This window comes from Dyadobacter sp. 676 (assembly GCF_040448675.1).
In the GTDB taxonomy this organism is placed as follows: domain Bacteria; phylum Bacteroidota; class Bacteroidia; order Cytophagales; family Spirosomataceae; genus Dyadobacter.
Genome location: NZ_CP159289.1, coordinates 1,553,540 through 1,577,347, shown reverse-complemented (window position 1 = coordinate 1,577,347; position 23,808 = coordinate 1,553,540). Strand labels below are relative to the sequence as shown.

Here is a 23,808-nt window from a genome sequence, read left to right as displayed (position 1 = left end):
TTTTTCCATATACTTCCTGAAACACAAAAGTGTGGAGGTTATCCTGCGGTCAGGCTACCTTTTCACCCGGTATGTCCCGACCTCCCAGGTGATCGCATTCGAGCAACGCCCTGACGCCGGGAAACGGTACTACGGTTTTGAGATAACCATAATTATCGGCCAATGTAATCGTCCGGTTATTGTCTCCCATTGAAATGTCGACATCCGCCATACCGAATTGGCAGGGGTGCTCATAGCCTGAGGCATGGGTGATTTCGATGATTTCCTTGGCGAGCGTCTTCATGTAGTTGTTGAACCGCTCGCTTTTTAATGCCGGATCGATGCCCGATTCCAGCCATTTGTTGTTGGTGGCAATGCCCGTAGGGCAGCGGTTGGTGTGGCAGCTTTGTGCCTGGATGCAGCCAATGGAAAGCATTGCCTCGCGTGCCACATTGATGACGTCCGCACCCATTGCAAACGCCATGACGGCCTGTGCAGGCAGACCAAGCTTTCCCGAAGCGATGAAGGTAATCTTGTCGGTGAGATTCCGTTCCTGAAATATTTTATAAACAGTGCTGAACGCAAATACCAGCGGAAGCGAAACATGGTCCGCAAAAGACGGAGGCGCGGCCCCGGTACCTCCCTCGCCGCCATCGATGGTGATGAAATCGGGCCCTTTGCCGGTTTCTACCATCAGGTCGGCCAGTTCTTCCCACATATCCGTTTTGCCGACGGCCGATTTAATACCTACGGGCAAACCGGTTTCGGCTGCCATTGCTTCGATAAAGCCGATCATTTCCCGCACATTCGAGAAAGCGCTGTGATAAGGAGGCGAAACGACGTCTTTCCCAAGAGGTACCCCGCGGATTTCAGCGATTTCAGGGGTGATCTTGCTCGCCGGAAGTACACCGCCCTTGCCCGGTTTGGCGCCTTGCGACAATTTCAGCTCGATCATCCTGACGCTGGGATTGTCCCGCATTAGTTTTACCAGTTTTTCCATTACAAAATTCCCATCCTCGTCCCGCACACCGAAATAGGAAGTCCCCATATTGAAAACCACATCCGCGCCATATTTATGGTAGGGGGAAAGGCCGCCTTCGCCGGTATTGTGGTAGTTCCCGAATTTGAAAGAACCTTTGTTTAATGACTCAATCGCACGGGCGGATAACGATCCGTAGCTCATCGCGCTTACGTTCACCACCGAGCGCGGGCGGTAGGGGCGCTTGCGCTTGTGGTATTCGCCGATGACTTTGGCGCTCGGAATAGTGTAATGATGCGGGTCGTTGCCGTTTTTGACGTGATGGCTGTGCGTCGAGTCGACCCGGTATGGGAGCATGGAAGGTTTGATGAGAACGTAACCGGCCTCCTGCATATTCTGGTCGGTGCCGAAGCCCTGGTAGTTATTCTCTTTTTTGGAAGAAGCGTAGATCCACGACCGCTGCCTGCGGTTGAATGGAAGCTCTTCCCGGTTGTTGGCGACGATATACTGGCGCAATTCCGGCCCGATCGTCTCGATCATATACCGGAAATGCCCGACCAGCGGAAAGTTATGCTGAATGGTGTGCTTCTTCTGTAAAATATCCCTGAGTGCAATAATGAGCGCGATGCTGAGGACGATATAAAGCCACACAGGCACTGATGCCAGAAACGACCAGACAGTTTCCATAAACAATTCCGAAATGGTGAATATTCTAAACTTCCTCCCAGGTGGTAACCTTCGCGAGATCGTTCCAGTAGCCCGGGTAAGATTTCACGACCACGCCGGGTTCTTCGATGACAACCGGGCTTACCATACCTACCGGTGCGAACGCCATCGCCATACGGTGGTCGTCGTAGGTGTGGATGGATGGTACCGGATCGGTCGGAATATCGGTGAGGATCGTTACTTCGTATAAATGGTCTTTTTCAACTTCCTTCAATTCCGCACCAAGCTTCGCGAGCTCCTGCTGCAATGCGAAGACGCGGTCGGTTTCCTTGATTTTCAAACTCTCGATGCCGGTTAGCGACAACCGGATCTTTTTCACGGCGCAGCAAACGGCCACGGTCTGTGCGAGATCGGGGCAATTGGTAAAATCCCAGCCCAACGACGCTTTCGCGGGAATTTTGGTAAGCAGCACGCCGCGATCGGTAAATACGCTTTCCACGCCCAGATGCCGCATAATCTCGACAATGGCGCTGTCGCCTTGCAGCGAGTTTTTCTTCAACCCCAACAATTCCACTTCCGCATCGTCGGCCAGTGCCACAATGCTGTACCAGTAGCTCGCACCCGACCAGTCGGATTCGATCGCGTACGGTTTCGGCTGGTATTTGAATGGGGGAATGGTCAATATATTGTTTTGCCAGTCGGCCACGTATTCGATGCCGAAATGTGCCATCTGGTTCAGGGTCATTTCAATGTAAGGTCTCGATCCCACTTCCCCTTCAAGCTTGATCTTCAAGCCGGCCGGTAACTGCGGTGCAATCATCAGCAATGCCGAAATGTACTGGCTGCTTACGTCGCCACGCATGGTCAGCTCGTTATTGCCCGAATAATTGAAACCATTCAGCCGAAGTGGCGGGTAACCTTCCACTTTTTCATAGGTAATATCCGCCCCGAGCTTGCGCAGTGCATCCACCAATATCCCGATCGGGCGCTCGCACATGCGGGGCGTGCCGGTCATGGTTTTCTTCTGGTTGGTAACCGCAAAATAGGCTGTCAGAAAACGCATGGTTGTGCCGGCGTCGATCACGTCCGCAACGGCGTCGTTGGAATTGAGCAGGCGGAGCATGGTTTGCGAGTCGCGTGCTTCGGAAATGTTGGTAAGCTCCGACCGAAAGCCGGTGAGCGCATTGATGATCAGCGCGCGGTTACATTCGCTTTTGGATGCGGCAAGCTGTATTTCTGCACGTATGGGTTGTTGGGGGGGGATGAACGAGAATGGATTTCACTTTTAAATATTCAAAGATTTAAAGACTGCGGCCTGTTCGCCGGTAAACGACATTGTAACTATTAATAGGTTTCAAGCACTTTCAGCTTGTTCCTGGAATTGATTTTCAGGGAAGCGAATGTGAATTTATAACAAATAAAACCCGCGGCCATCAGAGACCCGCCGACGACGAGCGTAGATGTGTCTGTCGTGTAACGTTTGTTATCGACTCCTTTGTTGAAGAAATCGGCCCCGATGAAAATCAACCCCGCCAGCGGTAGCAGCGGAGCGGCCTGTGAGACGAACGGGATTCTTCTCGAAACTTTCATCAGCCGGATGTCTTTCAGGGGGGATCTTTTGGTAATCCATTCTTCCCACGGCTTCATTCAACACGCCGATGGTAAAGGAAGAATCCTCCACGGAGGCTATCGTTTCATTGAAGCGTATGGTCTCGTTTTTCATCCGAAACCTGATATTGTCGCCCGGAAAAAAGCGGTATCTGTGAAAACCTCCGATGAAAGGTGACGCATCGAGTACCAGATATTTTTGTCCCGGTGTGGCGATTACCCGGCTGCTGCTACCCTGTTTCAGAAAGAGTTCTTCACTGGAAAGGGCTTTTTTAGGGTCATAATGGTCTTGCGACCATGCTTTGATATTCCCCAGGAACAGCAAAACGACAATGGGAAGGAGTTGTCTCATAGTACTAAAAGAATGGTTCAAATATAGGGAATCATTCTCTTAAACGGGCACGACTGTTGCATTGTTGCTCATTAAAAACGGGTTAAACTAGTCGTCTTCCGCCGTTTCTTCTTTCGAAACCTTCACGGAGACACCACCGGATACAAGCATTTTCATTACATCCGTTGCCCTGGCGTCGACCGGCGTTACGTTCTCGGCCGGAACAATGAAAAGCTCACCGGAAAGCGAGTAGGAAAGCGGCATATACACAGCCACATGGTCGGCGATTTTAAGGTGGCTCAGGTCGGTTTGCGTAATGAAGCCTATCTTTTTGATATTGGTTTCCTTATACATTGTCACCAGCACCGGCTGGTTGAACTTCTTTTTATCCCCTACAAATGCCAGTATGAGGTCTTTGATGGAATAGTAGATCAGACTAACCAGCGGAATGCGGCGCATGATGCCTTCCGTAAATTTGAAAAACGACTGCGGGACGATCGTCGAAAACAGAAAGCCGAGCAGGATGATGCCGAAAAGGATAATCAGCACGCCCAGCCCCGGCAAATACACCGTCTGCTTGTTCGAAATGGGGATTTCGATGGGAAGGATATTATCGAGGTATTCGACACCCGACCAGATGATCAGGACGGTCGCGTAAAGTGGCGCCACCAGCACAAGCCCCCGGATGAAGTAGCTGATGATGCGTTTGAGGAATGCGTTTTTAATTTCCATATTTGCACGCCGGGCGCAGACAGCTGGTTGCGGACGGCCAGTTGCGGACGGCTGGTTGCGGCACGCAGCGCGCGCTGGTTGGCGGTACCGGTAAAATTAGCAAGAAGTTCATTATTTGACGTATATGTACCAGGCCAGTTATTTAAAACATTTTACCGAGCAGGTTTTTCTGGCGATAGGATGTTCACAGGAAGAGGCACGGCTGGCTTCCGAAGTTTTGGTTAGTGCGGATCTGCGCGGTGTGGATTCCCATGGTATCGCGCGTTTGGCGGGATATGTGAGGCTTTACGATCATGGCCGTTTGAACCCGAAGCCGAATGTTGCCATTGCCTATGAGACGCCCAGCACGGCCGTTGTCGATGGCGATCGCGGATTAGGATTGGTGGTGGCGCCAAAAGCGATGGAAATCGCGATGGAAAAGGCCGAGAAAGTGGGATCGGGCTGGGTATCGGTCAGAAATTCGAACCACTTCGGTATTGCGGGCTACCATGCCATGCTGGCTTTGCAAAAGGACATGATCGGCTGGACCATGACCAACGCGGCGCCGCTCGTTACGCCAACCTTTTCGCTCGATAAATTATTAGGTACGAATCCGATTGCCGTTGCGGTACCTGCATTGACAGAACCTGCCTTTGTGGCAGACTTCGCATCGACGGCCGTGGCGTATGGTAAATTTGAAATATTGCAAAGAAAAGGCCTTCCCGCGCCATTGGGATGGGCGCAGGACGCCGACGGTAATCCTACGACGGATTCCAATGCCGTAAAAAGCGGCGGCGGGTTGCTGCCGCTGGGTTCCGACCGCGAGCATGGCAGTCACAAAGGGTATGGCCTCGGGGCCATTGTCGATATCTTTTCCGGTGTGCTTTCCGGTGCTAACTTTGGGCCGTGGGTGCCGCCATTCGCTACCGCCGGATTTATGGGCGTACAGCAAAGTGTGGGCCTCGGAACCGGGCATTTCCTGGGCGCTATGCGCGTGGACGGCTTCCGGCCAGCCGAAGAGTTCAAGGCGGATATGGACAAATGGATCGGAGCATTCCGTAATGCGCGGGCTGTGGATGGCGAAAAAGTGCTCATTCCCGGCGACCCCGAAAGAGAGATGGAAGCAGACCGCAGTGTGAAAGGCATCAGGTTGCTGGAACCGGTAGTTTTGTCACTCGACGAACTTGCGAAGCGTTTCGGCATACCATTTGAAATCAATTTGTAAAAAAGAAAAACAAAAGCCAACGGCCGATAGCCGAAAGCCTGAAACATATGTCCCGCAACTTTAAAATAGGATTGTTTGTCACGATCGCGATCCTCTTCACCACGTTTTCCTTCTATTTCTGGCAGATCTTCCGGACGCCGAACTTGCAGGTCGACAAGAAGTCGAGCTTCGTGTTGCTTATTCCGGAGGGTGCCACTTACAAAACCGTCCTCGACTCGCTGAACAAGCATGATGTGATCAACGATCATGTTTCGTTTCAGTTTCTCGCGAAGTTTTTGAAGTACACCGAGAAAGTGAAACCCGGCCGGTATGTGATCAAGCCGGAGAGTAATAACTACGCAGTGATTAAAAAGCTGTCGTCGGGCAGCCAGGATGCGGTTAAACTCACATTTAACAACATCCGCCTGAAAGAAGACCTGATCAAACGCATCGGCTCCCGCTTCGAATTTGGGGAAGATAATTTCCGGAAGGCACTGAACGATCCCGCTGTTTGTAATAAATATGGCCTGGATACATTGACGATCGTGTCGATGTTCCTACCGAATACCTACGAAATCTATTGGACTACCGGTACCGAGAAGTTCCTCGACCGCATGCATAGCGAGTACAAAAAGTACTGGACCGACGAGAAGATCGCGAAAGCCAGGGAAATCGGCCTGACGCCCGTTCAGGTTTCGATATTGGCCTCTATCGTCGAAGAGGAGCAGGCTCGCAAGGTAGACGAGCGCCCCCGGGTAGCCGGCTTGTATATCAACCGTCTGAGGGCGAATATGCCGCTGCAAGCCGACCCGACCATCAAATTCGCATTGCAGGACTTTGCCATCAAGCGCATTCTTAACCAGCATCTGCTGGTCAAATCGCCGTATAATACCTACACTAACACGGGCTTGCCTCCCGGGCCGATCCGTGTCGCTGACTTCAACTCGCTGAATGCGGTATTGAACTACGAAAAGCACGATTATATTTATATGTGCGCTAAGGCGGACCTTTCCAATTACCACGCTTTTGCCACCAATTACGCCGACCATCTCAACAATGCACGTCTCTATCAGGCAGAGTTGAACCGGTTGAAAATTATGAAGTAAGGATGTTTGTTCACGAAGTCAAAGGAATTCGGGTTCGGTATGCGGATACCGACCAGATGGGTTATGTGTATTATGGCAATTACGCACGGTATTATGAGATCGGCCGGGTAGAGGCATTGCGGAGCCTTGATTTTCATTACAAGGCGATGGAAGATTCGGGCGTGATGATGCCGGTTTACGAATGTCATTACAAATACCTGAAACCGGCGCGCTACGACGACGAACTGAATATCCTGGTCAAAATTGAGGAAATGCCCGGCGTCCGTATCAGGTTTACCTACGAAATCCGGAACCAGGAACGTGTTTTGCTGAATACCGGTGACACCACACTGGTTTTTCAGCGGAAGGATACCGGCAAACTTTGTCCGGCACCTGAAAAACTGCTGGAAAAACTGAAACCTTATTTCGAACCCAACGCATAACTCGCGGCCGGATATGCTTGAAAGACTGTTGAAAAACCGACATATCAAGCACCTTATCCTCTGGTTGCAGCAAACGACGCTGTTCCGGGGAACGGTTTCATTGTATGACATTATCCTGAATCTGGTTGCCAGCAACCGGAAACACGAAATCGACCAAAGGGCTTCGGCGGTGGCTTACAGTCTCACATTGGCTGCATTTCCGGGAATAATCTTCCTTTTTACGCTCATACCCTATATTCCGATCGAAAACCTGGACCAGCAGATTCTCGAACTGCTGCGGGATAACATGCCACGGGGGACTTTCGAAGCGGCGGATCAGACGATTCTGGACATTGTGAGCCGTCCGCGTTCCGGCGTGTTGTCGCTGGGTTTTATATTCGCGATGATCGCCTCGACGAACGGCATGATGTCGCTTATGCGCTCGTTCGACATGGTGTATGACGATAACGAGACGCGGGGATTCCTGGCCGTTCGCGGCATAGCGATGCTGCTGACGTTGCTTTTAATCGCCGTGCTGTTTCTTTCAGTGGTGCTGCTGATCGTTGGCGATGCCGTCATGAATATCATCGGCGAATGGCATATTATCCGCGATAACTGGCTCATCGCATTGCTGAATATCCTGCGGTATCTGATCAGCTTCGGTTCGCTGATGCTTGCGATCTCGATTATTTACCGTTTTGCGCCTTCTCACGGAAAGCAATTTACGTTCGTTAACGCCGGCTCGGTGATCGCCTCCATACTGATATTGGCCGCCACTTACGGTTTTTCCTTCTATTTGTCGCGTTTCAGTTCCTACAACAAACTCTATGGCTCGATAGGCACGATGATCGCACTTATGATCTGGATTTATCTGCTCGCGTTTGTGATTATTCTGGGTTTCGAAATCAATGCGAGTATCAGTCGGGCGCGCAGCCGTGTCACCTCCCGGCGGGCCGTAAAACGGTGATTTGCCGGATAATAACATTCTGGGCATCTCCGGTTTGTAGTTGGTAATTTTGTGGTGCGGTGTCCTTATCCCCTCCGAAATAACCACCGTAATGAAGGGACCGCAATGGAGCGCACGACATGACAAACTTGGAAAAACCACTCGTTACAATAATCCTGACGGCTTATAATCAGGAGAAGTACATCGAGGAAGCATTGACTTCCGTTTTTTATCAGACTTACCCGTACATCCAACTGGTCGTTATAGACAATGCCAGTAAAGACAATACGCTGGGTGTGATCGAGAGTTTCAGGGCGAAGGCACCTGCCTTCCAGGTAATCCGAAACCGCTACAATGTCGGCCTTTGCAGGGCATTCAACCAGGGATTGACGATCGCGCAGGGAAAATATGTCATCGACCTTTCGGGCGACGACGTGATGATCGCCGACCGCGTCGAAAAGCAAGTGGAAGCATTTGAACGGCTCTCAGAGAACTATGCCGTCGTATTCACGAATGCACGTTACATCGGAAAATCAGGTCAGCGGTTGCATAACCATTATGAAACCGATTCGAAAGGAAGGGCAACCGGTAAGGTCCCTTCGGGCGATGTTTACAAAAATATTCTTGAGCGCTACTTCATCTGCACGCCTACGATGATGATGCGCACGGCCGCATTGCAACAGCTTGGGGGCTACGATGAAACGCTGGCATTCGAGGATTTCGATTTCTGGGTCCGCTCTTCGGTTCGTTTCAAATACTTCTACCTGGACGAGGTCCTTACCAAAAAACGGGTTTTAAAGACTTCGCTTTCCACGGCCGTTTACAAGAAGGGCAGCGGCATGCTGCAATCCTGTTACGCCGTTTGCAATAAAGCCTACGATCTCAACCGCGATCAGAAGGAGTTCGATCTTTTAGCGGCGCGTATCCGTACATTTATCAGAAAATGCCTGTATGCCCAGGAGTTTGAACTGGCTGTCAGATTCCGCCGGTTATTGAACTATATCGAGAATCCGGGCTGGCAGACGGAGCTGATCGTCCTGATGTGCCGGTTGCATTTGCCGGTGAATTTCGCCTACCGGTTCTATATCGAAAACTTAAAAAAAATGGCCCCGCAGGAAGGATTTGCATTTTGATTTTGTTAGGTCAGAAAGTAAAAATTCCCTTATGCCTGCTGAATTTATTAAAATATATCCCCAGAATCCCGACGAGCGACGGATACGTCAGGTGGTGGATTGCCTTCGCGACGGAGGTTTGGTGATTTATCCGACCGATACGGTTTACGGTTTGGGCTGCGATATTTACAACACCCGGGCCGTCGAGAAAATAGCCCGGATCAAAGGCATTAAGCCTCAGAAAAACGACTTTTCATTCATCTGCTACGACCTGAGCCACATCGCCGACTTCGCGAAAGTGGATAATACCGCATTTAAAATCATGAAAAAGGTGCTGCCCGGGCCGTATACATTCATTCTCGAAGCGACGAGTAGTGTTCCCAAGCTTCTGAATACCAATAAAAAAACGGTGGGGATTAGGGTGCCAGACAACCTTATTCCCCGTTTGATCGTAAAAGAGTTAGGAAACCCGATTGTGACGACTTCCATCCGCGACGACGACGAGATCATCGAATACTCGACCGATCCCGAGCTGATATTCGAGAAGTTTCAGCACCAGGTGGATATGGTTGTGGATGGTGGCTACGGGGGCAATGTGGCGTCCACTATCGTAAAGGCAGACGGGGACGATTTCGAGATTGTTCGCGAAGGCCTGGGAGACACCTCGATCTTCCTCTGATGTCGAGAATTGTAATGATTTAAGTTGCTGTTGAACATTGCTGACCGTACAAAATAATTATTATAAATTTTTTGATAATATCATAAGCCTTTACCATATTTGATAGTGTCGGATTTTTTAGTTAAAGAGGGCCAGTCCACGGAAGTACGGATTGAATTGCAGTATCTGCCTTGTTTAGAGTATTTTACTTGTATATTACAGTACGACCGGGTCTACATTGATATTGAGGAGAGGTATGTGAAGCAGACTTACAGGAACCGGTGCAGTGTGCTCACTACCAATAAAATAGATACGCTGACAGTTCCTGTAAAAGGGTACGGTCCGGCGAGCTCCACAAAAGATATTTTGATTGACTATAACCAGGATTGGACGAGGCGCCATCTGGGTTGCCTGCAGTCCGCTTACGGGAAATCTCCGTTTTACGAGTATTACGCCCACGAGTTTATCCGCATTTATGAAAAGAGGCCCACGTACCTGGTCGATCTGAACTATGAATTGTTGACAATTTGTCTTAGATTGACTGGAATAAGGAAAGATATTCAGTACAATTTGTCAGGAGTGAAAAGCGGTGACAAAGTCGTTGAAAACGCTATTTCGCTCATAAACAACCGGAAACAGCCGGATTTGCATAAATATTACAGCCCGACACCTTATTACCAGACCTTCGGGAATGATTTTGTGGGGAATTTAAGTATCGTTGATTTACTGTTTAATATGGGGCCGGAAGCAAAAAGTGTTTTGTTAAGATCCTGTAAGTCTCAATAGGGCTATTTTGAACAAACGGGAATCAAGTAGCGTTTAGAATAATAAACACTTTTTATTGCTACACAATGGAAGCAAAATTTTCGAATAGAGTGAAAGAAGTAATCTCGATGAGCCGGGAAGAAGCCCTCCGCCTGGGTCATGATTACATTGGAGCAGAACACTTGTTATTAGGAATGATCCGTGAGGGTGATGGTGTAGCCATAGGGTTGCTGAAAAAACTCGGCGTGTCGCTGGACGATGTCCGCCAGACGATCGAGCAGGCAACCAAAGGTGCAGCCACAAATAATGTCAAAAATTTGCAGAATATCCCTCTGACGAGGCAGTCGGAGAAGGTATTGAAGATCACATATCTGGAAGCCAAGATTTTCAAGAGCACGCTCATCGGCACCGAACACTTGCTTCTTTCGATACTGCGCGACGAGGACAATGTAGGTACCCAGATATTGCATAAATTCAATGTTAACTACGAAGTCATCAAGGAAATGTTAGAATATCAATCATCCGGATCCAGACCTCATATGGGGCCGGAGACCGAAGACGGGGATGATGAAGCCAGAGGCGGAATGTTTGGAGGCGGTGGAGGCTCTTCTTCCGGTAAAGAATCCAAGGGTGCTGAAAAATCCCGTACACCTGTTCTGGATAATTTTGGAAGGGATTTGACCAAAATGGCGGAAGTAGGCAAGCTCGACCCGATCGTCGGACGTGAGAAAGAGATCGAACGCGTAGCGCAAATCCTTAGCCGCCGTAAGAAGAATAACCCGATCCTGATCGGTGAGCCGGGCGTTGGTAAAACAGCCATCGCGGAAGGTCTCGCCTTGCGGATCGTTCAGAAAAAAGTATCCCGTGTGCTTTTCGGCAAGCGTGTCGTTACACTCGACCTTGCTTCGCTCGTGGCCGGTACCAAATACCGCGGCCAGTTTGAAGAGAGAATGAAGGCGGTTATGAACGAGCTGGAAAAGTCACCGGATGTGATCCTGTTCATCGACGAGCTGCACACGATTGTAGGCGCGGGCGGTGCATCGGGCTCTCTGGACGCTTCGAATATGTTCAAGCCGGCCTTGTCACGCGGGGAAATCCAATGTATCGGAGCTACCACGCTGGACGAATACCGCCAGTACATCGAAAAAGACGGCGCACTGGCCCGTCGTTTCCAGATGGTCATGGTAGATGCGACCTCCATCGAAGAAACGGTTCAGATCCTGACCAATATCAAAGACAAATACGAAGATCATCACCATGTGAATTATACGCCCGAGGCGATCAGCACGGCGGTGAAACTTTCAGAAAGATACATTACCGACCGCTTCCTGCCGGATAAGGCTATCGACGTGCTCGACGAAGTGGGTGCTCGTGTCCACATCAGCAACATCACCGTTCCCGAGGATATTCTGATGCTCGAAGAACAGATCGAGAATATCAAACAGGAGAAAAACCGGGTTGTTAAGAGTCAGAAATACGAAGAAGCTGCCCAATTGAGAGATCGTGAGAAGAAGCTGATCGACCAACTGGAAAGAGCCAAACTGGCATGGGAGGAGGAAACCAAGCAGAAACGCTATACCGTTACAGAACAGAATGTAGCTGAGGTGGTTGCGATGATGACGGGTATTCCTGTAACCAACGTATCGATGGACGAAGGCAAGAAATTGCTGAATATGGCCGACGAACTGAAAGCGAAAGTGATCGGTCAGGACCCGCCAATCGAAAAACTGGTGAAAGCGATTCAAAGAACCCGTGTCGGTTTGAAAGATCCCAAGAAACCGATCGGCTCGTTTATTTTCCTTGGACCAACCGGTGTAGGTAAAACCGAGCTTGCGAAAGTATTGGCGACTTATTTGTTCGACAAGGAGGATTCGCTGGTGCGCATCGACATGAGCGAGTACATGGAGAAATTCAGCGTATCGCGTCTGGTAGGAGCGCCTCCGGGATATGTGGGTTATGAAGAAGGTGGCCAACTGACGGAGAAAATCCGCCGTAAACCATACAGCGTTGTATTGCTGGACGAGATCGAAAAAGCGCACCCTGACGTGTTCAATATCCTGTTGCAAGTGCTCGACGACGGTATCCTGACGGACGGTCTGGGCAGAAGGGTCGATTTCCGAAACACGATCATCATCATGACCTCGAACATCGGAGCGCGTGATTTGAAAGATTTCGGAACAGGAATCGGTTTCTCTACCAAAGCAAGGGCCGAGAACCAGGACGACATTATGAAAGGTACTATCCAGAGCGCATTGCGTAAAGCATTCTCTCCGGAATTCCTGAACCGTCTCGACGATGTGATCGTGTTCAACTCGCTGCAACGCGAAGATTTGCACCGCATCATCGATATTTCGCTCGGCAAGCTGTTCAGCCGTGTGAAAGGTCTCGGTTACGAAATCGAATTGACCATCGCTGCGAAAGACTTCCTGTCCGACAAAGGTTACGATCCGCAATACGGAGCGCGTCCTTTGAACCGGGCGATCCAGAAATACCTGGAAGATCCCGTAGCGGAAGAAATACTGAAAGGTGATCTGCGTGAAGGCGATGTACTGGTAGCCGATCATGAAGAAAAGAGTGAACAACTCGTTATTAGTGTTCGCAAAAAAGAAGAGGAGCTCGCAAACTAGATTTGCATCGCTCTGAAAGCACAAAGTAGCTTAAAAGGCAGGTCGAAAGACCTGCCTTTTTTTTATATTTAGCCATCGAAAATTCGTATAACCAATGGGACCTAACTGGAAAAGCGCTGTGCTGGGCGTAACGCTCACGCTTGCAGCAACTAATACCGACGTGTTTGCACAAAAATTACCTTCGGGCCCGCAAGTCCTGACCTTCTTCTCCGACGCCGACGATACCGAGCAGCCCTATGGCCTCTACCTTCCCGAGAATTTCGACGAAAACAAAAAATATCCGCTCGTAATCATGCTGCACGGGGCCGGCTCCAACCACCGGCTGGCATTGAGGCGCGTATTTGGCAAAAGCAATGCCGAGGGCGAAACAGATGTAGAAGCCACCCGCTATTTTCCGAAATGGGATAACGTCGATTACATTGTAGCCTCACCCTATGCGCGCGGAACGGCGGGTTACCAGGGCATTCCCGAGCAGGACGTATACGACGTACTGGCAGACGTTAAAATGCGGTTTAAAATCGACGAGGACCGTACCTACCTGACCGGCCTCTCCATGGGTGGGGGCGGAACGCTTTGGATCGGGCTCTCGCGCCCGGATATATGGGCGGCCATTGCGCCCGTGTGCCCCGCGCCGCCCGCAGGCACATTCGACCTCGCACCCAATGCGACTAATTTTCCCGTGCATTTCTTCCACGGCGATGCCGACCCGGTTGTGCCCGTGGCCGGTACGCAGAAATGGGTGAGCCATTTGCAGGATCTGGGCGCGGAAGTGAGTTATAAAGAATTTGTAGACGTGAAGCACGATAGCTGGGTGAACGCCTACGACAATGAATACATTTTCGAATGGTTCAAGGATTTCAAACGCAATCCGTATCCGAACCGCGTGCGGTTTGTAAGCAGGCAATACAAATACGATAAGGCATTCTGGGTGCAGTTTAACCGGTTTTCATATGGAAAACTGGCCGAGATCGATGCGAAGTTTACCAAGGAAAATGCGTTGGATATCACGACCAAAAACCTGGAAAAGTTTACACTAAACCTGAAAGGCCATCCGAAATTCAAACCGGGCGCTGCCTTGACACTTAAAATCGATGGCTCTAATGTAAATGCGAAGACAGACAGTGTGGTAACGTTATTCCGCGAGTCGGTCGCCGGCAAATGGGCCGTGGAAGGTGCGACGATCATGTCCATTTACACAGGCAAGAAAAAAGGCGCCGAGGGACCTATTTATGCGGCGTTCTCTTCGCGTCACGTGTATGTGTACGGAACGGCCGACAATCCTTCTCCCGAGGAACTGAAAAAGCGCGTCGATATCGCTACGCAGGCTGCGAGCTGGTCGCAGTACCGGGGCGAGTTTCTTGGACGTGTAATGTTCTTTCCCCGCGTGCTGGCCGACAAAGAAGTACGCCCGAGCGACATAGAAAGTTCTAATCTAATCTTGTTCGGGACGAAAGAAAGCAATGCTTTGATCAGTAAATACGCCGATCAGCTTCCCGTGCATTTAAAGAAGACCGACACTTCGCACGGCTTGTTTTATGTCGTACCAATGGAAGGGCATTATATGGTGGTAAGCTCGGGTTTGCCGTGGTGGGCAGGCACGAAGGACGAAGGCTTTCCCTTTGTACCGGCGATGCACCGCAAGCTTTCCGAATTCAAAGACATTATTTTCTTTAAAGATTCGTCCGTTAATCTGCTGATCGATCATTACTTCACGCAGGAATGGAAGCTCGACGACGATACGAAACGCAAGCTTTCAGCGTCCGGAGCCGTTGATATTACCCCGTAGTTTATTTTTTACTTTTTTGATCATTAACCCAATGGATTACAACGAAAAGATTTCCCGGAAATCGTTCCTCAAAGCCAGTGCTTTCATGCTGGCTGCGCCCATGTTACCGAAATTGGACGTAAAAGCCCCTTCGCCAATTGGCTTGCAACTGTACACGCTTCGTAATGAAATAGCCAAAGACCTTCTAGGCACGCTGAAAAAAGTATCCGCTATCGGTTATAAGGAGGTAGAACTTTTCGGTTATTCGGACGGCAAGTTTTTTGGGAAAACGCCTAAGGAATTCAAGAAGATTCTGGGCGACCTTGGCCTGAACCCGGTAAGCGGCCATTATGGCGCCGGTGTGGAGAATAAAACGGCGAAGGGTACATTAAGCAACGGCTGGCAGAAAGCGGTTGATGATGCAGCGGAAATCGGACAAAAGTATGTGAATTGTGCTTACCTGACCGAATCGGAGCGCAAAACAATCGACCAATACAAGAAGTATGTCGATCTGTTCAACAAATCGGGTGAAGTAGCGAAGAAAGCGGGCCTGCAATTCGGCTACCACAACCACGATTTCGAATTCAAGAAAATCGGCGGCGAACTGCCTTACGATTACATCGCCGGTAAAACCGATCCCAAGCTCGTAAAGCTCGAACTCGATTTGTATTGGGCCGTGAAAGCGGGCATCGATCCGGTGGCGTTGTTTAAGAAATATCCGGGCCGTTTCCCGCTGTGGCACGTGAAGGATATCGACAAGAAAGATGGTTCATTTGCCGAGGTAGGAACGGGTTCGATCGATTTCAAGAAGATTTTCGATAATCGCAAACTCGCAGGTATGACGCATTTCTTCGTGGAGCAGGACGTCGCGAAGGTGCCACCGGTGCAGGCAATCGAGACGAGCTACAAGAATGTCGTGAAGATGAAAGTTTAGCGTAAAAAAAGACCCGGCCGCATCGCAGCCGGGTCTTCCAAATTATGCAGATAAAAATTTCAGTTTACTAACTGTAATTTAAGCTCGTTCAAACGGCTGCGCAGCGAAGCGTCGATCTGGCGGTCGCCCACTGTCAGCACATATCCGCCGATTAAAGCATTGTCTACTTTTTCGGCCAGTTCTACCGTTTTTCCGGTTGCCTTGGCAACAATATCGGTGAATTGCTTACGAAGTTCGTCGGTCAGCGGGGTAGGGGTTACTACGGTCGCTTTTTCGATTCCCTTGTAAGCATTATAAGCTTTGATAAATTCCACCGCGATTTCGTCCAGGATGGCCTCCCGGTTTTTCTTGGTGATGATATCGAATATCGCGAATGAAACGGGGCTTACACGCTCTTTGAAAAGAGCTTTCAGAATCCCCGATTTCTTCTCGTGACGCACTACGGGGCTTTTCAATGCGAGCATCAGGCCGCGGTTCTTGTCCGCTGTGTCTTTGAACAGCAGCATGTCCTGATAAACCGTGTCCAGAACATTCTGTTCTTTCGCCAGCTCGATCAGCGATTTTGCATATCTGGATGCTACAATACTTACTGACATCGGAATTTTGAATTAAGAATGCTGATTAGTTAAGACGTGCGGATGAAGCCAGGTCAGCGATCAGTTTTTCCTGCGCTGCTTTATCGGCCAGTTCACGGTTCAGTACTTTCTCAGCAATTTCCAATGAAAGCGTAGCGACTTCTTTTTTGATTTTGCTCACGGCCACAGCCTGTTCGTTGCGGATGGTTTCGCGTGCGCTTTCGATGATTTTTTGTGCTTCGATAGCCGCTTTGTCTTTCGACTCTGCGATGGTTTTGTCGGCAGCGTCTTTCGCGTCGCGAAGGATCTGGTCGCGCACAGCGTTCGCTTCCGCAATCAGTTTTTCGTTGTCCGACTTCAACTGTGCCATTTCAGCACGGGTTTTTTCGGCAAGGTCCAAAGCACCCTGGATTTCGTTTTCACGGTCTTTGAGACCTTTCAGGATAGGTTTCCAGGCAAATTTGGCCAGAATGAAAACCACCAGCAAAAATACTACCAGCATCCAGAAAATAAGGCCTGGGTTTGGAGTAAGCAATGACATAGTTAAATGAGTTTTTGAGTGTAAGAATGATCTTAGTCTTCTCTCTTCTTATTAAAATTTCGTGGAAGCCTAATGCTCCCACGAGAATGTTTTTACGCCGCGTCCGGGCCTAGCGCGCCGGGGCGACGGTCCCCTTTCGGAAGCTATTAAAGCTTGAAAGAGATAAGCAGACAGATTACCGCTGCGAAAAGCGCTACCGCTTCAATAAGCGCCGCGATGATCAGCATGGCAGTTTGGATAGCACCGGCAGCTTCTGGTTGACGGGCGATACCTTCAACTGCGCTACCACCGATTTTACCGATACCAAGACCAGCACCGATAGCAGCGAGACCTGCGCCGATAGCAGCACCGAAAACCGCAAGACCTGCACCACCCTGTTCAGCAGCTTGAAGCAAAATTTGAAGCAACATAATTGTGTTTGTTTTAAATATAATTAATAAAAAAGAGATTCAGAATCAATGTCCGTGGTCGGCGTGGCTATGCTCTTCGATCGCGCTTCCGATATACATGGACGACAATAGTGTGAAAATAAATGCCTGGATGAACGCTACCATGATCTCGATGAAGTTCAGGAACAATGCGAACAATGAGATTACCGGGGCGATCACGAAGCTTTGGAAAATAAAGATCAGACCGAAAAGGCTCAGCAGGATAATGTGGCCCGCTGTGATGTTGGCGAATAACCGGACCATCAGGGAGAATGGCTTCATGAATACACCTACGATCTCGACAGGGATCATAATCAGCAACAGCGGGGCAGGAACGCCGGTTGGTTTTACAAGGTGCTTGTAGTAATGGCCGTTCGCATTCAGATGAACGATGATGAACGTCAATACCGCCAGTGTCATGGTAACGGCGATGTTGCCGGTAAGGTTAGCCGATCCCGGAAGAAGGCCCATGATGTTGTTGATCAGAATGAAGAAGAACAACGTCAACAGGTAAGGGAGGTATTTCTCGTAGCGCGGGCCCACGTTCGGTTTCACAACCTCGTCGCGGATGAAGAGGATGATCACCTCCATGGCCGAGTTGAAACCTTTCGGAGCTTTGCCTTTGCTGTTTTTGTACCAGCTTGCGATGCTGGTGAAGACCAGGATCAGGATCAGGGCGCTCAGCAGCATGGATGCTACGTTCTTGGTGATCGAGAAGTCGTATACTTTGCGGGATTCGTCAACCGGTACGATTTGCTCCGAATCGCCGTGTACCAGATGGTAGCCGTTGTATTCGTGATGTTCGTTGTGGAATTTCGAAGACATGAAAACCTCCAAGCCGCGGTCTTCCGAATAAAGGATTACGGGAAGGGGAAGCACAACTCCGTGGGTGAATTCCCATTCGTGAGAGTCAGCAATGTGGTGCATGATCATCTCGCCGATGTTGAATTCTTCCTCGTGCTCTTCAAGCTTATGTTCAATTTTATGCTCTTCCTCGTTCACCGCCTGGGCGACCTTGTCAGCTTCGTGCTGGGTAGGTTCGTCGGCGCGGGCCGGGAGGTTAAAAAGGCATGTTGCCGCTACAAGGGCGATAGTAAAAAACCGTCTCAGATGGGTATACATAAATGCTTGAAATACTATGCTTTGTCAATCGCGGCGCAAGTTACGATACAAACCATATATTTCAAAACATGTATAAAATAAATAGAGTGCAAAAAAAGTTGATAACGAATAGGAATGAATCAGTTAGCCCTCTGTATAAAAAAATGGCGATAAAAATGATGCTGAGAATGATCCGGACAACGATGCTGGAAATGTAAAAAGTGACAAATTTCTCGCGTTTGTTTTGCATTCCGAACTCCATCAGCCGGTGCACCAGAAATGCCAGTCCGAAAAAGAACACCAGAATGTACCATATATAAGGATGCAGGAACGAATCCAGGTGAAGTTTTTGAGCAAGGAAAAATACAATTCCAAGCGAAATGGTTGCGATCAGGGTACGTAGCATTTGCGTGCGTGGGCGAAGAGAAATTATTGCCTGGTAAAACTTCTTATCAAAAGGTACAGCGAGGCGGCTATGGATGTCAGCGACAGCACGAGCGTCCACACGGGCACCTTGTTCTGCTGCCAGTCGTCGAGCCGGTAGCCGCCGTAGGTGAACGCGAGAATAGTGCCCAGCATTTGCGTGGCCACGCCCGAGTATTTCAGGAAGCGCGACGCCTGGCCCTTGTCTACCGGCTTTTTAGGATCCGCCATAATCGGTAACGCCCGTTTCAGTTGAAAAACAATGGTAGAATATCGGGGTAAAATTGCTTCAAATTTTGTAAATGGCATTATCTTCGATACGGATTTATTGAAAATACCGTTTTAGGTTTGCTAACCTGACCGAACAGCAACACCCCATTAAAGTCAATTTCGTGATCGACCGCTTTACCTCCCATATCCGACGCACATTACCTTTACTAGCCGTTACGCTCGTTGTGGCTGCCTGCTCGCAGTACAGTTCACGGCCCGGCGCGATTACTTTCCATAATGTAGCTGCGCGGTACAATGCCTACTTCATGGCCGAGCAGGATATGCTGGAAGCGGAATACGAAATGCAAAAGGCTTACAAGGAAAACTATAACCAACTGCTTCCGATACTGCTCCCGATGGACTCCGTACGGGCGCAGGCGGTAAAACCCAGGTTGCTGGACGCGATCAAGAAAGCGTCGATCGTGGCTGAAAAACATCAGAACAGCAAATGGATCGACAACAGCTATATCCTGCTGGGCAAGTCGCGGTTATATCTGGGTGAATGGGCCGACGGCCTGGAAGCATTGCGTTACGTATACGCCAACGGGCGCGACGAGAACGACAAAAACAATGCGTTGATCGTCCTGATGCGGGCATACATCGAACATAAGGATTATTCCAATGCATTGGGCGTGGCCGAGTACCTTAGCCAGCAACCGCTCACCAAAAGCGCACAACGTGATTTTTATCTTACCAAAGCATATCTCCATCAGCAAAACGGCGAGTATCTGACGTCGGTCGCGATTCTGGAAGAGACATTCCCCCTCCTGAAAAAATCCGTCGAAACGGCACGCATTCATTTCGCGGCGGCTCAGATGTACGACCGCCTCGGCCAGTACGCATTGGCCAACAGGCATTATAAAAGCGTAAGCAAAAACAAGCCGAACTACGACCTGGGCTTCTATTCTTCGATGAATTCCCTTCAAAACGAGGTAGTACTGAACCCCCAGCGCGACCTGGGTGACGTGGGTTTTGAGAAGATGCTCCGCGACCGGAAAAACGACGACCTGAAAGACCGTGTGTATTTCACCATGGGCTTGCTGGCCGAGCACAAAAAGCAGATTCCGGAGGCGGTAGGTTACCTGCAGAAAGCCGCCTCGGTTTCAAAAGGCAATATGCAGCAAAAAGCTTATACCTACCTGCAACTGGCGCGGATCGAATATGAATCGCTTGAAAATTTCGAAATGTCCAAAGCCTATTACGACAGCGCACTAGCGATTCTCCCACAGGAAGCGCCGGAATACCGGCTGGTTGCCGATAGAAAACGGGCACTCGACAATTTTGTCACCCAATATACTGTGGTTTCCACCGAAGACAGTTTGCAAAGATTGGCAAAAATGAACCCCGCCGCGCTGGATAACAAGATCGACGCAATTATCGAGGCCCGGGAGAGAAAGCGCCTGGAAGAGGAAGAAAAAGCCAGGAAAGCGCAAATCGCCGCCCAGAATGCGAGTTTACAGCAAAATGGCGGTAACCCGCTGGTAAATGGTGGCGAACGTCGCTGGGAGTTATACGACCCGGCGCTTGTCAACAAAGGGAAAATCGAGTTCAAACGAATATGGGGGAACCGGCCCCTGGAAGACGACTGGCGCCGCAGCAGCCGGCCATTGCGCTCGCTCGCAGGTAACAATGGAACCGGAAGCGACAGCATGGCGGTAGCGCAGGCACCGCAGGAAAATACCGGCTTGAAAAAAGGGACGCCGGAATGGGACCAGGTGCATGCACTGCTCAAAAAGGACGTTCCCCTGACGGATACGGCATTTGCCGCTTCCCAGAAAAAGAAGGAAGAAGCACTTTACAACCTGGGGAAAATCTACCGTTTCGACCTGAAAGAGTCTAATCGCGCTATTGCCGCATTCGAAAGGGTACTTTCGGAATATCCTCAGACACAATATAAGGATGAGATTTACTATCTGCTTTTCCTTAGCAATGAAGAGAATTCGGCCCAGAAGGAGTCGTGGAAATCGAAGTTGCTTAGCGAGTATCCCAATTCTACCTACGCGCGGCTGGTGAACAAGTCTACGGATGCCAGCGGCACTTCAGGCAATGCGATGAAGGAGTATGAAGCCATGTACAAGTTGTATGCGGATGGCAATTATACCAAAGCATTGGAAGACATCGAGAAAAACCTGCCGTCCTACAAAGGCAGTTCCATGGAGGACAAGTTCGCATTGCTCCGCGTTTTTTTGATTGGCAAAGTGCGGGGTAAAGAAGCCTATGCGCAGGCTATTACAGAGTTTATGCGGCTCTATCCGACGAGCATTTACCTGCCCCGCATCAAGGAAATGCAGGACTTCAATTCCGTGTCGATGGGTAATAGATAATAGGGTGAAATCGTATATTTGCCTTTTCCAGTAACCTACCACCCCACATTATGATTGAATTACAACCCGGAAAGTATCGGCGTACCATTGTCCGTCTCTGGCGGTTTGTTGGCCTGGGACTGGGTCTGATCATATTCTACATCGTTGCAGTCCGTTTTAATTTTTTGTGGTTGTTCGGCGGCATGCCCGACCTGAAAACGCTCGAAAATCCCAAGAGCGAACTGGCATCGGAGCTCATCAGCGAAGACGGGAAGTCGCTGGGGAAATATTTTTTTGAAAACCGCACACCCATAGACATCGCGCAAATCTCGCCCAACCTCATCGACGCGCTGGTGGCCACAGAAGACGCGCGTTTCGTGAACCACTCGGGCATCGATCCCCGGAGCCTGTTGCGGGTATTTAAGGGCGTCATTTCGGGTAATTCGAGTTCCGGTGGTGGTAGCACGCTTACGCAGCAGGTTGCCAAAAACCTTTTCAATACGCGTTCCGAGGAATATGAAGGGCTTTTAGGGAAAATTCCGGTTGTCCGCATTGTGATTGCCAAAACGAAGGAATGGGTATTGGCAGTGGTGTTGGAAAGGAAATATACCAAACAGGAGATCATGCAGATGTACCTGAACACGGTTTCGTTCGGGAATAACACCTATGGTATCAAAGTTGCCTCGAAGACCTATTTCGATAAAGAGCCCTGGGACTTGAATGTGACCGAGGCCGCATTGCTGGTGGGAATGCTCCAGAATCCGACGTTGTTCAACCCGTTGCGTTTCCCGACCAATGCATTGAACCGCAGAAACACGGTTCTGGCGCAGATGTACAAATATGATTACATCCCCGAAGAAGAATTTTCGAGGTTGAAAGAAAAGCCGCTGGGACTGAATTTTACGGTTGACAGCCACAATACCGGCCTCGCACCATATTTCCGTGAGTCCATGCGCGGTTATCTCAAAAGCTGGGTGAAATTGTACAACGAGGAACACGACACCGACCTTGACCTCTATACAAGCGGCCTGCGCATTTATACTACCATCGACTCCCGTATGCAGCGCTATCAGGAAGAGGCGGTCATCGAGCACATGAAAGTGCAGCAAAAACTGTTCGACGAGCACTGGAAAGGCCGCAATCCGTGGACATTCGATAACGGCAAGGAAATCCCGGGCTTCATTGAAACGGCTGCCAGACGGTCTCCGCATTTCATTTCCCTGAAAAGAGATCTGGGCGAAGAAGCGGCCTGGAAGATCATGCGTAAGCCATATAAAATGAAGGTTTTTACCTGGAATGGGGAGAAAGAGGTGACCATGAGCCCGCTCGACTCCATTGCCTATTACAAGCGCTTCCTGCGCGCGGGGATGATGTCCATGGACCCGCGTAACGGTCATGTGAAGGCGTGGGTAGGGGGCATTAACTTCAAATATTTTAAGTATGACCATGTGAAGCAGGGAGCACGGCAGCCAGGTTCTACCTTCAAACCATTCGTATATGTTTCGGCCCTTGATAAAAATTTTCTCACACCCTGCGACCACGTGACCGACCAGCCGGTCTATTTCGGACCATCGGACGGGGTGCCGGGGGGGGGGGTGGTCGCCGCATAACTCCAACAACAAGTACTCTTACCAATCGCTTTCGCTGCGACAGGCATTGGGTAAATCCGTAAACACGGTGAGTGCTTATCTGATGAAGATGGTGCGCCCGAAGACCGTGGTGGAATATGCTCATAAACTGGGGATTACCAGCAAATTGCAGGAAGTGCCTTCGCTTTGCCTGGGTATCAGCGACGTATCGGTGTATGAAATGGTGGGTGCGTACTGCGCATTTGCGAATGGGGGGCACAGGACGGAACCCATGACGATCCTGCGCATCGAGGACCGCTATGGCAATGTTTTGCAGGAATTTTTTCAAAAGCAAAACCAGGAGATCAGCGCGAATATGGCTTACAATATGCTGTACCTGATGCGCGGTGCGGTAGAAGATCCCGGAGGAACGGCAGGCCGCCTGCGTCAGTACGGCGTGACTGAGGGCAATGAGATCGCCGCTAAAACCGGTACTACGTCTAACTATTCGGATGGCTGGTTCATGGGCATGACGCAGAATCTCGTTTCCGGCATCTGGGTAGGGGGGGAAGACCGCAGCATCCACTTCCGTACGATTGCCTACGGGCAGGGCGGCCGCATTGCGATGCCGGCCTGGGGTTTGTTTATGCAGAAAGTGTATGCGGACCCAACGCTCGTCCAGTATCGGAAAGGTCCGTTCAACAAGCCTGAAAACTACGTACGCGAATGCGGGGGCGTGGTGACGGACAGCACCGATACCTATATCCCGCCATCGCGGTCCGACGACGAAGGCGTTTTGTTCTGACA

20 protein-coding genes and 1 pseudogene are annotated in these 23,808 nt (G+C 50.0%); 12 read left to right on the top strand and 9 right to left on the bottom strand.

Annotated elements, in window-relative coordinates:
* Positions 1–49 precede the first annotated feature (49 nt).
* From ABV298_RS07255 to ABV298_RS07240, 4 genes are all read right to left on the bottom strand, one after another.
* Positions 50–1,645, bottom strand: coding sequence for an FMN-binding glutamate synthase family protein (locus ABV298_RS07255; RefSeq protein WP_353721482.1), 1,596 nt, complete (start codon positions 1,643–1,645; stop codon positions 50–52).
* Positions 1,646–1,670: 25 nt separating this feature from the next.
* On the bottom strand, positions 1,671–2,747 hold the full coding sequence (locus ABV298_RS07250) for a 3-phosphoshikimate 1-carboxyvinyltransferase (protein ID WP_353721481.1): 1,077 nt from the start codon (positions 2,745–2,747) through the stop codon (positions 1,671–1,673).
* 221 nt (positions 2,748–2,968) lie between these two features.
* Positions 2,969–3,271, bottom strand: a complete 303-nt coding sequence (locus ABV298_RS07245; RefSeq protein ID WP_353721480.1) for a hypothetical protein — start codon at positions 3,269–3,271, stop codon at positions 2,969–2,971.
* Positions 3,272–3,671: 400 nt separating this feature from the next.
* On the bottom strand, positions 3,672–4,295 hold the full coding sequence (locus tag ABV298_RS07240) for a DUF502 domain-containing protein (protein WP_353721479.1): 624 nt from the start codon (positions 4,293–4,295) through the stop codon (positions 3,672–3,674).
* Positions 4,296–4,419: 124 nt separating this feature from the next.
* Between ABV298_RS07240 and ABV298_RS07235 the strand changes: the two genes are divergently transcribed.
* The 10 genes from ABV298_RS07235 to ABV298_RS07190 all read left to right on the top strand — a co-directional run bounded on the left by ABV298_RS07235 (position 4,420) and on the right by ABV298_RS07190 (position 15,792).
* Entirely contained in the window at positions 4,420–5,499 is a 1,080-nt protein-coding gene (locus tag ABV298_RS07235; RefSeq protein ID WP_353721478.1) for an Ldh family oxidoreductase, read from the top strand.
* A gap of 47 nt (positions 5,500–5,546) precedes the next feature.
* Positions 5,547–6,584, top strand: a complete 1,038-nt coding sequence (gene mltG / locus ABV298_RS07230; protein ID WP_353721477.1) for an endolytic transglycosylase MltG — start codon at positions 5,547–5,549, stop codon at positions 6,582–6,584.
* Between the two features lie 2 nt (positions 6,585–6,586).
* Entirely contained in the window at positions 6,587–7,006 is a 420-nt protein-coding gene (locus ABV298_RS07225) for a thioesterase family protein (protein ID WP_353721476.1), read from the top strand.
* Positions 7,007–7,019: 13 nt separating this feature from the next.
* Entirely contained in the window at positions 7,020–7,952 is a 933-nt protein-coding gene (locus tag ABV298_RS07220) for a YihY/virulence factor BrkB family protein (protein WP_353721475.1), read from the top strand.
* 119 nt (positions 7,953–8,071) lie between these two features.
* Positions 8,072–9,064, top strand: coding sequence for a glycosyltransferase (locus tag ABV298_RS07215; RefSeq protein WP_353721474.1), 993 nt, complete (start codon positions 8,072–8,074; stop codon positions 9,062–9,064).
* A gap of 31 nt (positions 9,065–9,095) precedes the next feature.
* A complete protein-coding gene (locus ABV298_RS07210; RefSeq protein WP_353721473.1) occupies positions 9,096–9,722 on the top strand; it encodes an L-threonylcarbamoyladenylate synthase in 627 nt (208 codons plus the stop codon).
* Positions 9,723–9,827: 105 nt separating this feature from the next.
* Positions 9,828–10,487 carry a WbqC family protein gene (locus ABV298_RS07205; RefSeq protein ID WP_353721472.1) on the top strand — a complete coding sequence of 220 codons (660 nt, stop codon included), beginning with the start codon at positions 9,828–9,830 and terminating at the stop codon, positions 10,485–10,487.
* Positions 10,488–10,552: 65 nt separating this feature from the next.
* Positions 10,553–13,093 (top strand): ATP-dependent Clp protease ATP-binding subunit, encoded by a 2,541-nt coding sequence (locus ABV298_RS07200; RefSeq protein WP_353721471.1) that lies wholly within the window; start codon positions 10,553–10,555, stop codon positions 13,091–13,093.
* 94 nt (positions 13,094–13,187) lie between these two features.
* Positions 13,188–14,879 carry an alpha/beta hydrolase-fold protein gene (locus ABV298_RS07195; protein ID WP_353721470.1) on the top strand — a complete coding sequence of 564 codons (1,692 nt, stop codon included), beginning with the start codon at positions 13,188–13,190 and terminating at the stop codon, positions 14,877–14,879.
* 31 nt (positions 14,880–14,910) lie between these two features.
* The gene (locus ABV298_RS07190) at positions 14,911–15,792 is read left to right on the top strand and encodes a sugar phosphate isomerase/epimerase (RefSeq protein WP_353721469.1); all 882 of its coding nucleotides are present in this window, start codon (positions 14,911–14,913) and stop codon (positions 15,790–15,792) included.
* Between the two features lie 59 nt (positions 15,793–15,851).
* Here the strand turns inward: ABV298_RS07190 and atpH are convergent, their stop codons facing one another.
* The 5 genes from atpH to ABV298_RS07165 all read right to left on the bottom strand — a co-directional run bounded on the left by atpH (position 15,852) and on the right by ABV298_RS07165 (position 19,091).
* The gene (gene atpH, locus ABV298_RS07185; RefSeq protein WP_353721468.1) at positions 15,852–16,388 is read right to left on the bottom strand and encodes an ATP synthase F1 subunit delta; all 537 of its coding nucleotides are present in this window, start codon (positions 16,386–16,388) and stop codon (positions 15,852–15,854) included.
* A gap of 25 nt (positions 16,389–16,413) precedes the next feature.
* Complete coding sequence (gene atpF / locus ABV298_RS07180; protein ID WP_353721467.1) at positions 16,414–16,908, bottom strand: F0F1 ATP synthase subunit B; 495 nt, start codon at positions 16,906–16,908, stop codon at positions 16,414–16,416.
* 146 nt (positions 16,909–17,054) lie between these two features.
* Complete coding sequence (atpE, locus tag ABV298_RS07175; RefSeq protein WP_019942415.1) at positions 17,055–17,318, bottom strand: ATP synthase F0 subunit C; 264 nt, start codon at positions 17,316–17,318, stop codon at positions 17,055–17,057.
* 45 nt (positions 17,319–17,363) lie between these two features.
* The gene (gene atpB / locus ABV298_RS07170) at positions 17,364–18,458 is read right to left on the bottom strand and encodes a F0F1 ATP synthase subunit A (protein ID WP_353721466.1); all 1,095 of its coding nucleotides are present in this window, start codon (positions 18,456–18,458) and stop codon (positions 17,364–17,366) included.
* Between the two features lie 408 nt (positions 18,459–18,866).
* Positions 18,867–19,091, bottom strand: coding sequence for an AtpZ/AtpI family protein (locus tag ABV298_RS07165; protein WP_353721465.1), 225 nt, complete (start codon positions 19,089–19,091; stop codon positions 18,867–18,869).
* 161 nt (positions 19,092–19,252) lie between these two features.
* Between ABV298_RS07165 and ABV298_RS07160 the strand changes: the two genes are divergently transcribed.
* On the top strand, positions 19,253–21,454 hold the full coding sequence (locus ABV298_RS07160; protein ID WP_353721464.1) for a tetratricopeptide repeat protein: 2,202 nt from the start codon (positions 19,253–19,255) through the stop codon (positions 21,452–21,454).
* A 50-nt stretch (positions 21,455–21,504) separates the two neighbouring features.
* Positions 21,505–23,806: pseudogene (locus tag ABV298_RS07155) on the top strand (transglycosylase domain-containing protein).
* Positions 23,807–23,808: the final 2 nt, after the last annotated feature.

What these genes read in the sequence shown, in the direction of transcription:
- atpB (WP_353721466.1), bottom strand. Translation starts at nt 18,458, where the DNA reads ATGTATACCCATCTGAGACGGTTTTTTACTATCGCCCTTGTAGCGGCA.
- ABV298_RS07190 (WP_353721469.1), top strand. Translation starts at nt 14,911, where the DNA reads ATGGATTACAACGAAAAGATTTCCCGGAAATCGTTCCTCAAAGCCAGT.
- mltG (WP_353721477.1), top strand. Translation starts at nt 5,547, where the DNA reads ATGTCCCGCAACTTTAAAATAGGATTGTTTGTCACGATCGCGATCCTC.
- atpE (WP_019942415.1), bottom strand. Translation starts at nt 17,318, where the DNA reads ATGTTGCTTCAAATTTTGCTTCAAGCTGCTGAACAGGGTGGTGCAGGT.
- ABV298_RS07250 (WP_353721481.1), bottom strand. Translation starts at nt 2,747, where the DNA reads ATGCTCCGCCTGCTCAATTCCAACGACGCCGTTGCGGACGTGATCGAC.
- ABV298_RS07200 (WP_353721471.1), top strand. Translation starts at nt 10,553, where the DNA reads ATGGAAGCAAAATTTTCGAATAGAGTGAAAGAAGTAATCTCGATGAGC.
- ABV298_RS07245 (WP_353721480.1), bottom strand. Translation starts at nt 3,271, where the DNA reads ATGAAGCCGTGGGAAGAATGGATTACCAAAAGATCCCCCCTGAAAGAC.
- ABV298_RS07165 (WP_353721465.1), bottom strand. Translation starts at nt 19,091, where the DNA reads ATGGCGGATCCTAAAAAGCCGGTAGACAAGGGCCAGGCGTCGCGCTTC.
- ABV298_RS07210 (WP_353721473.1), top strand. Translation starts at nt 9,096, where the DNA reads ATGCCTGCTGAATTTATTAAAATATATCCCCAGAATCCCGACGAGCGA.
- ABV298_RS07240 (WP_353721479.1), bottom strand. Translation starts at nt 4,295, where the DNA reads ATGGAAATTAAAAACGCATTCCTCAAACGCATCATCAGCTACTTCATC.
- ABV298_RS07215 (WP_353721474.1), top strand. Translation starts at nt 8,072, where the DNA reads ATGACAAACTTGGAAAAACCACTCGTTACAATAATCCTGACGGCTTAT.
- ABV298_RS07220 (WP_353721475.1), top strand. Translation starts at nt 7,020, where the DNA reads ATGCTTGAAAGACTGTTGAAAAACCGACATATCAAGCACCTTATCCTC.
- ABV298_RS07195 (WP_353721470.1), top strand. Translation starts at nt 13,188, where the DNA reads ATGGGACCTAACTGGAAAAGCGCTGTGCTGGGCGTAACGCTCACGCTT.
- atpH (WP_353721468.1), bottom strand. Translation starts at nt 16,388, where the DNA reads ATGTCAGTAAGTATTGTAGCATCCAGATATGCAAAATCGCTGATCGAG.
- ABV298_RS07255 (WP_353721482.1), bottom strand. Translation starts at nt 1,645, where the DNA reads ATGGAAACTGTCTGGTCGTTTCTGGCATCAGTGCCTGTGTGGCTTTAT.
- ABV298_RS07235 (WP_353721478.1), top strand. Translation starts at nt 4,420, where the DNA reads ATGTACCAGGCCAGTTATTTAAAACATTTTACCGAGCAGGTTTTTCTG.
- ABV298_RS07225 (WP_353721476.1), top strand. Translation starts at nt 6,587, where the DNA reads ATGTTTGTTCACGAAGTCAAAGGAATTCGGGTTCGGTATGCGGATACC.
- atpF (WP_353721467.1), bottom strand. Translation starts at nt 16,908, where the DNA reads ATGTCATTGCTTACTCCAAACCCAGGCCTTATTTTCTGGATGCTGGTA.